Here is a 10,170-nt window from a genome sequence, read left to right on the forward strand (position 1 = left end):
ACCCAGGTTTGGATATGGTTTTGAGCGCGATAATCCCACGAACGATTCTGGGTCCCCGCCTACGCGGGGACGACGGGGTTTTTATGCAGGCTGGGCAATCGATGTAATGACGCTTATTCGGTTTCGAATAACCCATTGCTGATCGGCGCCACGGTCAGGCGGCGGCGGATGTCTTCGTCGATACGCGGGTCATCCGGGCGGTAAAGCATCACCTGCCGGTAGGCGTTAACCCGGTTGATCTCCTCGCCCAGGTATTCCCACACCACCCGCGTACACGCTGGCGTACGCCGGTCGCCGCTGGAGACGCCCATCTTCAGGCCGTTCAAGCGCGTAATGCGGCTTTTAAAGCTGGGAATCAGGATGGTCTGGCTCATTTCGTTGAGCGTCAGCGATTCGTAGTCGAGCAAAAACAGCCGGTCTTGCAGGTGAAACGCGGCGCCTAAATAGCGGCAGCGCACCCAGTCTTCGGCCTGCACATTGGCGCTGGCCGAGCGCTCTTGGCGTTCCTGACGTTCGAATAAAAACGTGCCGCGCTCTTCGCGCAAATGCACCAGCGACAGCAGGATGGTGCCCGGCACCGACATGCAGTTGGAGTATTCGAAGTAGTAGCCGCAGTAACGCGACAAGCTGCTGGAGTGCTCGCGCAACGGTTGCAGCAAATTGGCCAGCGGGTCGTTGCCCGGCGTGCTGGTGGTATCGGCGAGGCGCGCGCCGATCAGACGGGCAAATTGTTCGGCCGGCAAACCCAGTTCGTAATCCTCGACACCAAAGAAGTCACCGATGCGTTTGCGGTTGTAGCTCGTCGGTTGGCTTTGGCCGTTGAGGTACTTGTTGAACTGCGCGCGATTGATCGCCAGTTTGCGGCAAACCTCCGCAATAGAGCGGTAGTGGCTGCAGAGCAATTTCAGATTGGGGCCTAAATTGTCGGACAAAACGCCGCCCTCCGGTGATGCGAGCGGCGCGACTATAGCATCAACTCGCGTCAGATCGTATCGACCTGCGAAATTGCCTACACGGTGAAGGCTGGCCAACCATGCGCCCCACGTTTTTGCTGCCTGCCTGCCGGCATAAAGAGCGAAAACGTGGCACGCCGGTACTTGTACGGCGGCACTGCTGCAACCCACCGCTGCATTCGAACAATAAGAGTCGAGGAAACCTCCCATGCTTGAAATGCTCAATGACTTCCTGTCCGGCAAAGTGCTGATCGTACTGATCGTCGGTCTGGGCAGTTACTTCACTATTCGTTCGCGCTTCGTGCAGTTCCGCCATTTCGGCCATATGTTCAGCGTGTTCAAGCAGTCGTTGCGTAGCAGCGGTGGCCAACTCAGCTCGTTCCAGGCGCTGATGCTCAGCCTGGCTGGCCGCGTCGGTGCGGGCAACATTGCCGGTGTGGGCATTGCCGTCACCCTGGGCGGCCCAGGCGCGGTGTTCTGGATGTGGGTGACCGCGCTGGTCGGTATGTCCAGCAGCTTTTTCGAATGCTCCCTGGCGCAGCTGTACAAGCGCGCGGATGGTGACGGCCTGTATCGCGGCGGCCCGGCGTACTACATTCAGCACGGCCTGAAGCTGCGCTGGATGGCGATGATCTTCGCCGTGCTGTTGCTGGTGACCTACGGTTTCGCCTTTAACGGCCTGCAATCGTTCACCGTGACCCACTCGCTGCAAAACGCCTTTGGCTTCCCGGTGCAGTACACCGGTATTGGTCTGGCCGTGTTGCTGGGCTTGGTATTTATCGGCGGCATCAAGCGCATCGCCTCGGTGTCCGACCTGCTGGTACCGGTGAAAACCCTCGCCTACATCGGCGTGACCCTGTACGTGATCTTCACTCAAATCGACCTGGTGCCAGGCATGCTCGCCACCATCGTCAAGAGCGCCTTTGGCCTTGAGCCGGCCTTCGCGGGCCTGCTGGGCAGCGCCATTGTCATGGGCGTGAAACGCGGCGTATTTGCCAACGAAGCCGGCCTGGGCAGTGCGCCTAACGTGGCGGCTGTGGCCAGTGTTGAGCACCCGGTTGCGCAAGGTGTGGTTCAGGCATTTAGCGTGTTCCTCGATACCTTTGTGATCTGCACCTGCACCGCCTTGCTGATCCTGCTCTCCGGTTTCTACACCCCAGGGTTTGAAGGTGACGGCATCGTCCTGACCCAGAACTCCTTGGCCGCTGTAGTGGGCGATTGGGGTCGTATTTTTGTCAGCGTGGCGCTGAGCCTGTTTGTATTCACCTGCATCCTCTACAACTACTACCTCGGCGAAAACGCCCTGCAGTTCCTGCTGGGTAAAAGCCGCGTGGCGCTGCTGAGCTACCGGGGTCTGGTGCTGGCGCTGATTTGCTGGGGCTCGATGCAGAACCTTTCCACCGTCTTCGCTTTTGCCGACATCACCATGACCTGCCTGGCTTTCGTTAACCTGATCGCCCTGGCCATGCTGATTAAAGTGGGCCTGCGCTTGATGCGCGACTACGACGAACAGCGTAAAGCTGGCGTGGCTACGCCGGTGTTTGACGCACGCAAATTCGCCGATCTAGACCTGGATCGCGATGCCTGGCCAACTACGCCACAAGCGTTGGCCAGCAGTGAAGTGGTAGATGGGCGGTTGGCCACCAGCCACCGATAAACCCACGCTTCACATTTTGATAAATGCCGCTCCCGTTAACGCGGGCGCGGCATTCTTGTCTCTAGGGTATTGTTGGGCCGGCCCGTTGGGCTTCGCCTTCGCTCAACCCAACCTACGTTCAAGGATTTTGGCATGAAGGTATTCGTGCTCTATACCGGTGGCACCATCGGCATGCTACAAACTGCCCAGGGCCTGGCGCCGGCCGGCGGCTTTGAAGCGCGCATGGCGCAGCACCTGCAAAGCCTCACCCCAGCGGTAAACATTGACTGGCAATTCCATGAGCTGCTGCCGCTGCTCGACAGCGCCAATATGAGCCAAGCCAACTGGCTGGCGATGCGCGATGTGATTGTGGATGCCGTAGCCAGCGGCGCCTTTGATGGCGCGCTGGTGCTGCATGGCACCGATACCCTGGCCTATAGCGCAGCGGCGCTGAGCTTTCTGCTGCTGGGCTTGGCTGTGCCGGTGCTGCTCACCGGCTCGATGCTGCCAGCGGGCGCCGAGGGTAGCGATGCCTGGGGCAATTTGCTCGGTGCACTGCAAACGTTGCAGGCCGGGGTTAGCCCAGGCGTGCACCTGTACTTCAACGGTCAACTGCTACATGGCGCGCGGGTAAGCAAACTGCGCAGCGAGGCGTTTGATGCGTTCACCGAGCAACCGCGTTTGCGTGAGGGCGAGCGGGCTGGTGGTGTTCCTGCGGCGCTGGATTATCGGGTGCAGCGTCAAGCGGTGAACATCGCCGTGCTACCGCTATACCCCGGCGTCTTGGCCAGCCACGCCCAAGCCCTGCTGGCTACCGGCGCCCAGGCGCTGTTGCTGGAATGCTACGGCGTGGGCACCGGGCCTTCGGACAACGCTGAACTGCTCGCCATCCTCAGCGCCGCCCACGCCCGTGGCGTGGTGCTGGCCGCGATCAGCCAATGCCCGCAGGGGCATGTGGAGTTTGGTGTGTATGCGGCGGGTAGCGCCTTGGTTAGCACCGGCTTGGTGTCGGCCGGCGGTATGACCCGCGAAGCGGCGTTGGGCAAGTTGTTTGGCTTGCTCGGGGCGGGGTTGGATCAGGCTGACGTAGAAAAATGGTTCGCCCTCGACCTGTGCGGCGAACGCGTTTCGTAACAGACGAAGTCAGACCACCCACCGCCGTCGTTCCCGCGAAGGCGGGAATCCAGGTGCGGTGAATGTCCGATCAACGCCGCTTCCCTTGGCGATTCTGGGTTCCCGCCTGCGCGGGAATGACGGAGAACCCTTGAACATCGCCGTCGTCCCTAATGACGAAGCAAAACCACCCGCATAAAAAAGGGGAGCCATCCGGCTCCCCCAATGGGGCTTGCTCGTGAACCGATCAGGCCTCGATTTCCACCAGCACTTCACCCGGATTAACCCGGTCACCCTTGGCCACATGAATGGCTTTAACGGTGCCGGCAATCGGTGCCTGTACTTCGGTTTCCATCTTCATCGCTTCGGTAATCAGCACGGCCTGGCCGGCTTTGACCACGTCGCCTTCTTTAACCAGTACATCCACGATATTGCCCGGCATGGTGGTGCTGACATCGCCTGGCGCGCTGGCGCTTTTGCGTTTGCTGCCGCCACCGCCGCCGACAAACTCGTTGAGCGGTTCAAATACCACTTCTTCCGGCATACCGTCGATGGACAGGTAGAAGTGGCGCTTGCCGTCGGTTTTAACGCCAACGCCGGTGATATCCACGCGGTAGCTTTCGCCGTGTACGTCAATCACGAACTCGGTCGGCACCCCTTCGCCACCCGCTTTGGCCACGCCGCCGGCTTCCGGAATCGGCAGCAGCACTTCTGGGGTCAGGGTGCCGGCCGCGCGCTCTTCCAGGAACTTGCGTCCGATGTCGGGGAACATGGCGTAGGTCAGCACGTCTTCAGCCGACTTGGCCACGGCGCCGATTTCTGCGCGCAGTTTGTCCATTTCCGGCTTGAGTAAGTCGGCTGGGCGCACATCGATCAGCTCTTCATTGCCAATGGCTTGGCGGCGCAGTTTTTCGTCGACCTGGCCCGGCGCTTTGCCGTAGCCGCCCTGCAGGTAGAGCTTCACTTCGTTGGTGATGGTTTTGTAACGCTCGCCGGCCAGCACGTTAAAGAACGCCTGGGTGCCGACGATTTGCGAGGTCGGGGTTACCAGCGGCGGGTAGCCGAGGTCTTTGCGCACGCGCGGAATCTCGGCCAGCACTTCGTTCATGCGGTTCAGGGCGCCCTGCTCTTTGAGCTGGTTGGCCAGGTTGGAGATCATGCCGCCCGGCACCTGGTTGACCTGCACGCGGGTATCCACCGCGGTGAATTCGCTTTCGAACTGGTGGTATTTCTTGCGCACGGCGTAGAAGTACAGGCCGATTTCCTGCAGCAGTTCCAGGTTCAGGCCGGTGTCGAATTCGCTGCCTTTAAGCGCGGCGACCATCGACTCGGTGCCTGGGTGGCTGGTGCCCCAGGCAAAGCTAGAGATGGCGGTGTCGATATGATCGGCGCCGTTTTCGATGGCCTTCAATTGGCACATCGCGGCCAGGCCTGCGGTGTCGTGGGAGTGGATAAACACTGGCAGCGACTGCTCGGCTTTTAGCGCTTTTACCAGCTCGCCGGTGGCGTACGGGGTGAGCAGGCCGGCCATGTCTTTGATCGCCACCGAGTCGCAACCCATGGCTTCCATTTGCTTGGCCTGGGCCACAAACGCCTCGATGGTGTGCACCGGGCTGGTGGTGTAGGCGATGGTGCCCTGGGCGTGTTTACCGGCGGCTTTCACCGCTTCGATGGCGACACGCAGGTTACGCACGTCGTTCATGGCATCGAAGATGCGGAACACGTCGATGCCGTTAACCGCCGCCTTGGCGACAAAGGCTTTGACCACATCGTCGCTGTAGTGGCGGTAGCCCAGCAGGTTCTGCCCGCGCAGGAGCATTTGCAGACGGGTGTTAGGCAAGGCCGCGCACAGCTGGCGCAGGCGCTCCCACGGGTCTTCCTTGAGGAAGCGCACGCAGGCGTCAAAGGTGGCGCCGCCCCAGACTTCCAGCGACCAGTAGCCGACTTTGTCGAGCTTGTCGCAGATCGGCAGCATGTCTTCAGTGCGCATACGGGTGGCCAGCAGCGACTGATGGGCGTCACGCAGAATGGTGTCGGTTACATAGATCTTTTTGGACATTTACGTATTCCTCACAGGCCGGCGTGGGCGGCAATGGCGGCGGCGATGGCCAGGGCCAGCTCTTCGGGTTTGCGCTTGACGGAGTAGTTGGTCAGTTCCGGGTGGCTTTCAACAAAACTGGTGTTGAACTGGCCGCTGCGAAATTCGGCGTTGCGCAAGATTTCCTGGTAATAGGCGGCGGTGGTTTTCACCCCTTGCAGGCGCATGTCATCCAGGGCGCGTAAGCCACGGTCCATGGCCTCTTCCCAGGTCAGCGCCCAGACCACCAGCTTCAGGCACATCGAGTCGTAGTACGGCGGAATGGTGTAACCGGTGTAGATCGCCGTGTCGGTGCGCACACCGGGGCCGCCGGGGGCGTAGTAGCGGGTGATCTTGCCGAACGAAGGCAGAAAGTTGTTTTTCGGGTCTTCGGCGTTAATCCGAAATTGCAGGGCGAAGCCACGGTACTGGATGTCTTCCTGCTTGACCGACAGCGGCAAGCCGGAGGCGATACGGATTTGCTCGCGGACGATATCGATACCGGTGATTTCTTCGGTGATAGTGTGTTCCACCTGCACCCGGGTGTTCATCTCCATGAAGTACACCTCGCCTTCGGCGAGCAAGAACTCCACGGTGCCGGCGTTCTCGTAACCCACGGCCTGGGCTGCGCGCACGGCCAGGTCGCCGATATAGGCGCGCTGCTCGGGGGTCAGCTGCGGGCTGGGGGCGATTTCGATCAGCTTCTGGTTGCGGCGCTGGATCGAGCAATCGCGCTCATACAGGTGCACGGTGTTGCCAAAGCTGTCGGCGAGAATCTGCGCTTCGATGTGCTTGGGGTTAACGATGCATTTTTCCAGGAACACTTCGGCAGAGCCAAAGGCCTTGGTTGCTTCGGAAATGACCCGTGGAAAGGCTTGCTCCAACTCTTCACGGCTGTTGCAGCGGCGAATGCCACGGCCGCCGCCACCGGAGGTGGCCTTGAGCATCACCGGGTAACCAATGCGGTCGCCTTCGGTCAGCGCTTCGTGAATGTCCGCCACGTTGCCTTCGGTGCCGGGGGTCACCGGCACACCGGCCTTGATCATGCTGCGGCGGGCTTCGGTTTTATCGCCCATACGGCGAATAACCTCAGCCGAGGGGCCAATAAACTTGATCCCACGCTCGGCGCAGATATCCGCCAGCTCAGCGTTTTCCGAGAGAAAACCATAGCCTGGGTGCAGCGCATCACAGCCGGTTTCCACCGCCAGATTCACCAGCTTGCGCGGGTTGAGGTAGCCGGCCAGCGGCTCTTCGCCAATGCTGTGGGCTTCGTCGGCGCGCTTGACGTGCAGCGCCATGCGGTCGGCATCGGAATAAATCGCCACCGAGCGAATGCCCATCTCGGCGCAAGCACGCACGATACGGACGGCAATCTCGCCACGGTTAGCGATCAGAATTTTCTTGATCACGAGAGCTGGCCCTCAGCCGGTTGAACGGGGCAACGCTTAAAGCGTCAACGTCCCGACACCGTAGACCTCTGTAACAATTACCTAAAATGATTAATTATTGGGTTGGCCATAAGCAAAGGCTTATAGTTGCCCGACCAGACAACCGCACAAAGGCCGATAGCGATGCGTAAGTCATTGCTGCGTATGACATTACGCCAGCTACAAGTTTTTCAGGCGGTGTGCGAAAGCCGCTCATACAGCCGCGCCGCCGAAGAAATTTCTCTTACGCAGCCTGCCGTTTCCCTACAAATTCGTCAGCTGGAAGCCCTAGTTGGCCAGCCGTTGTTCGACTACATCGGCAAAAAGCTCTACCTCACCGAGGCGGCCGAAGCGCTGTTGCGCGCCAGTAGCGATATTTTCGGGCGGCTGGAAAGCCTGGATATGCAGCTCTCGGATCTGCAGGGTTCGCTGCAAGGCCAGCTCAATCTGGCGGTAGAATCCAGCGCCAAGTATTTCGTGCCGCACCTGTTTGCCGCGTTTAAACGCCAGTACCCGGAAGTGAATTTGCAGCTGGTGGTGGTTAACCATGCGCAGACCATCCGCCGCCTAAGCGCCAACCGTGATGACTTGCTGATCATGTCCCAGGTGCCGCAGGACATGTCCCTGGAGTTTTTGCCCTTTCTCGACAACCCGATTATTGCCGTGGCGCCGGCTGAGCACCCGCTGCTCAAGCGCGCCACCCTCAAACTGCAAGACCTCTGCGCCTATCCATTACTGGTGCGTGAGCAAGGTTCGGGCACGCGCAAAGCCATCGAAGACTACTGCCACCAAAAGCGCGCGCACTTTCAGCAGACCATTGAGCTGGGGTCGATGGAGTCGCAACGCGAAGGGGTGATTGCCGGGCTGGGTATTGCCCTACTGTCGCGCCACGCCGTGCGCCGCGAACTGGAAAGCGGCGCCCTGCGTGAATTACCGGTCAGCGAATTGCCGCTGATGCGCAGCTGGTGCCTGGTGCACCCGCGTGGCAAGTACCTGTCACCCGTGGCGCAAACCTTCTTCGCCTTTATCCGCGCCGAGCGCGCACAAATCAGTGGGCTGGCGGCCCGTTTCGGCGCGGTGCCTGGCTAGCGGTCGCGAAATTGGCGGCGAGCAGATCGGGGAAGTCGGCAAGCTCCAACTGCAAGCGGCGCTCTTCGGTGAAATCCTCAATCGCCCGGCGATACGCCATGCGGCGCTGGTCTTCCTGCTGGCGTTTGGTCTTGGCGGCAGAACTGGCGTACGCCTGTGCGTCATCCACATAACGAGTCATGGTGCAGCTCCCATCGTTGGATTCGGGAGTACCAGACTGGGCGCTAAAGGCGACAGTTGTGTGCCGGGATGATGAAGATCCCGTGACGGTGCAGCCGCGGCATTGAGCGTCGTGCCCGCGAAGACGGATCGCTCAAAAGCGGCAGGAGCGCCGCCTTCGCGAGAATAACGGGCTTTAATCCGCGCGACTGTCTTCGGCGTTTTTCAGCGATTTGGGCGACAGGCGCAAGCTACGCAAGCTGCGCTTCACGCTCTTGAGGTGGTTCACCAAGGTCGGCCCACGGGCCATGGCCACGCCCATGGCCAGCACGTCGATCACCACCAGGTGAGCGATACGCGAGGTCAGCGGGGTGTAGATTTCGGTGTCTTCCTGTACATCGATGGCCAGGTTAACCGTGGACAATTCGGCCAACGGCGTCTGGCTTGGGCACAGGGTAATCAGCGTGGCGCCGGTTTCACGCACCAGGTTGGCGGTGATCAGCAAATCTTTCGAGCGCCCGGACTGCGAGATGCAGATGGCCACGTCGGTGGGCTTTAAGGTCACCGCCGACATCGCCTGCATATGCGGGTCGGAATACGCCGCCGCAGTAAGCAGCAGGCGGAAGAATTTGTGCTGGGCATCGGCCGCCACCGCGCCGGATGCACCAAAGCCGTAGAACTCCACGCGCTGCGCTTGCGAGCAGGCGGCGATGGCGTGTTGCAGGGCTTTAGGGTCGAGCTTTTCGCGCACTTCAATCAGCGTATGCAGCGTGGTGTCGAAAATCTTCAAGCTGAAGTCGGCCACCGAGTCATCTTCATGGATGGCGAACTGACCAAAGCTGGCGCCGGCGGCCAGGCTTTGCGCGAGCTTTAACTTGAGGTCTTGGAAACCGGTGCAACCGATGGCGCGGCAGAAGCGCACGATGGTCGGCTCACTGATGCCCACGCTGTGGGCCAGGTCTGCCATGGAGCTGTGCATCACGGCCGCCGGGTCGAGCAGCACGTGATCGGCGACTTTCAGCTCCGACTTTCGTAACAGGTGACGCGACTGGGCAATGTGTTGCAAGAGGTTCAAGGGCTTGGCTCTTTTGATGAGTTATGATCGACCGACGCCGGGTTGTGTAGCGCGCGTGTAGTTATACTACATGCCCTTCCCGACGCCCAGCCAAACCACGCACGCGAGCCAAATTGCCGTGCGCTAATCGCCGGAGAGCTCTGTGTTAACCATCCCTTGCGACATGCTGGTATTCGGCGGCACCGGTGACCTGGCGCTGCACAAATTGCTGCCCGCGCTCTACCACCTACACCGCGACGGCCGTCTGCACGCGGACACGCGAATTCTGGCCTTGGCGCGTAGCGTCAATTCCCGCGAAGCCTACCAAGCGCTGGCCGAACGCCGCTGCCGCGCCCAGGTGGCCCGCGCCGATTTTGATACCGCGACCTGGACCAGCTTTGCTGAGCGCCTGGACTACTTCACCATCGACGCCGCACAAAGTGGCGATTTTGGCCGTTTGGCCCGGCGCCTCGGCCCCGCTGGCGAGCGCGTGCAAGTGTTCTACCTGGCCACCGCGCCCGACTTATTTGAAGACATCGCCCGTCACCTGAAAATCGCCGGCCTGGCTGGGCCCAATGCACGCATCGTGATTGAAAAACCGATTGGCCATTCGCTGGAATCGGCCAAGGCGATCAACGCTGCCATTGGTGCAGTATTTGATG

At 60.5% G+C, this 10,170-nt stretch carries 8 protein-coding genes and 1 pseudogene; 4 read left to right on the top strand and 5 right to left on the bottom strand.

Features of this window, described 5'->3' with window-relative positions:
- Window positions 1-113: 113 nt before the first annotated feature.
- The gene (locus AAAB16_RS03260; RefSeq protein ID WP_340662045.1) at window positions 114-932 is read right to left on the bottom strand and encodes an XRE family transcriptional regulator; all 819 of its coding nucleotides are present in this window, start codon (window positions 930-932) and stop codon (window positions 114-116) included.
- Window positions 933-1,161: 229 nt separating this feature from the next.
- Between AAAB16_RS03260 and AAAB16_RS03265 the strand changes: the two genes are divergently transcribed.
- Both AAAB16_RS03265 and AAAB16_RS03270 read left to right on the top strand, forming a co-directional pair.
- On the top strand, window positions 1,162-2,610 hold the full coding sequence (locus AAAB16_RS03265; RefSeq protein WP_340662046.1) for an alanine/glycine:cation symporter family protein: 1,449 nt from the start codon (window positions 1,162-1,164) through the stop codon (window positions 2,608-2,610).
- Window positions 2,611-2,742: 132 nt separating this feature from the next.
- Entirely contained in the window at window positions 2,743-3,723 is a 981-nt protein-coding gene (locus AAAB16_RS03270; RefSeq protein WP_340662047.1) for an asparaginase, read from the top strand.
- 226 nt (window positions 3,724-3,949) lie between these two features.
- On the opposite strand, the gene oadA is transcribed toward AAAB16_RS03270, so the two are convergent.
- Together oadA and AAAB16_RS03280 are read right to left on the bottom strand one after the other, a co-directional pair.
- Window positions 3,950-5,761 carry a sodium-extruding oxaloacetate decarboxylase subunit alpha gene (gene oadA / locus AAAB16_RS03275; RefSeq protein ID WP_340662048.1) on the bottom strand — a complete coding sequence of 604 codons (1,812 nt, stop codon included), beginning with the start codon at window positions 5,759-5,761 and terminating at the stop codon, window positions 3,950-3,952.
- An 11-nt stretch (window positions 5,762-5,772) separates the two neighbouring features.
- Window positions 5,773-7,188: an acetyl-CoA carboxylase biotin carboxylase subunit gene (locus AAAB16_RS03280; RefSeq protein ID WP_122449841.1), complete on the bottom strand. Its 1,416-nt coding sequence runs from the start codon at window positions 7,186-7,188 to the stop codon at window positions 5,773-5,775.
- Window positions 7,189-7,350: 162 nt separating this feature from the next.
- Here AAAB16_RS03280 and AAAB16_RS03285 point away from each other — a divergent pair, with 162 nt between their 5' ends.
- Window positions 7,351-8,295, top strand: coding sequence for a LysR family transcriptional regulator (locus AAAB16_RS03285; RefSeq protein ID WP_340662049.1), 945 nt, complete (start codon window positions 7,351-7,353; stop codon window positions 8,293-8,295).
- Here AAAB16_RS03285 and AAAB16_RS03290 read toward each other — a convergent pair.
- Complete coding sequence (locus tag AAAB16_RS03290; RefSeq protein WP_340662050.1) at window positions 8,255-8,476, bottom strand: PA3496 family putative envelope integrity protein; 222 nt, start codon at window positions 8,474-8,476, stop codon at window positions 8,255-8,257. The two genes, AAAB16_RS03285 and AAAB16_RS03290, sit on opposite strands and share 41 nt — an antisense overlap.
- 174 nt (window positions 8,477-8,650) lie before the next feature.
- Window positions 8,651-9,529 carry a transcriptional regulator HexR gene (gene hexR / locus AAAB16_RS03295; RefSeq protein ID WP_110615485.1) on the bottom strand — a complete coding sequence of 293 codons (879 nt, stop codon included), beginning with the start codon at window positions 9,527-9,529 and terminating at the stop codon, window positions 8,651-8,653.
- Between the two features lie 163 nt (window positions 9,530-9,692).
- Between hexR and AAAB16_RS03300 the strand changes: the two are divergent.
- A pseudogene (locus tag AAAB16_RS03300) lies at window positions 9,693-10,170 on the top strand (glucose-6-phosphate dehydrogenase); the annotation flags it as partial.

It is taken from the genome of Pseudomonas sp. (genome assembly GCF_037994325.1).
GTDB lineage: Bacteria > Pseudomonadota > Gammaproteobacteria > Pseudomonadales > Pseudomonadaceae > Aquipseudomonas.

What these genes read in the sequence shown, in the direction of transcription:
- AAAB16_RS03290 (WP_340662050.1), bottom strand. Translation starts at nt 8,476, where the DNA reads ATGACTCGTTATGTGGATGACGCACAGGCGTACGCCAGTTCTGCCGCC.
- AAAB16_RS03285 (WP_340662049.1), top strand. Translation starts at nt 7,351, where the DNA reads ATGCGTAAGTCATTGCTGCGTATGACATTACGCCAGCTACAAGTTTTT.
- oadA (WP_340662048.1), bottom strand. Translation starts at nt 5,761, where the DNA reads ATGTCCAAAAAGATCTATGTAACCGACACCATTCTGCGTGACGCCCAT.
- AAAB16_RS03270 (WP_340662047.1), top strand. Translation starts at nt 2,743, where the DNA reads ATGAAGGTATTCGTGCTCTATACCGGTGGCACCATCGGCATGCTACAA.
- AAAB16_RS03265 (WP_340662046.1), top strand. Translation starts at nt 1,162, where the DNA reads ATGCTTGAAATGCTCAATGACTTCCTGTCCGGCAAAGTGCTGATCGTA.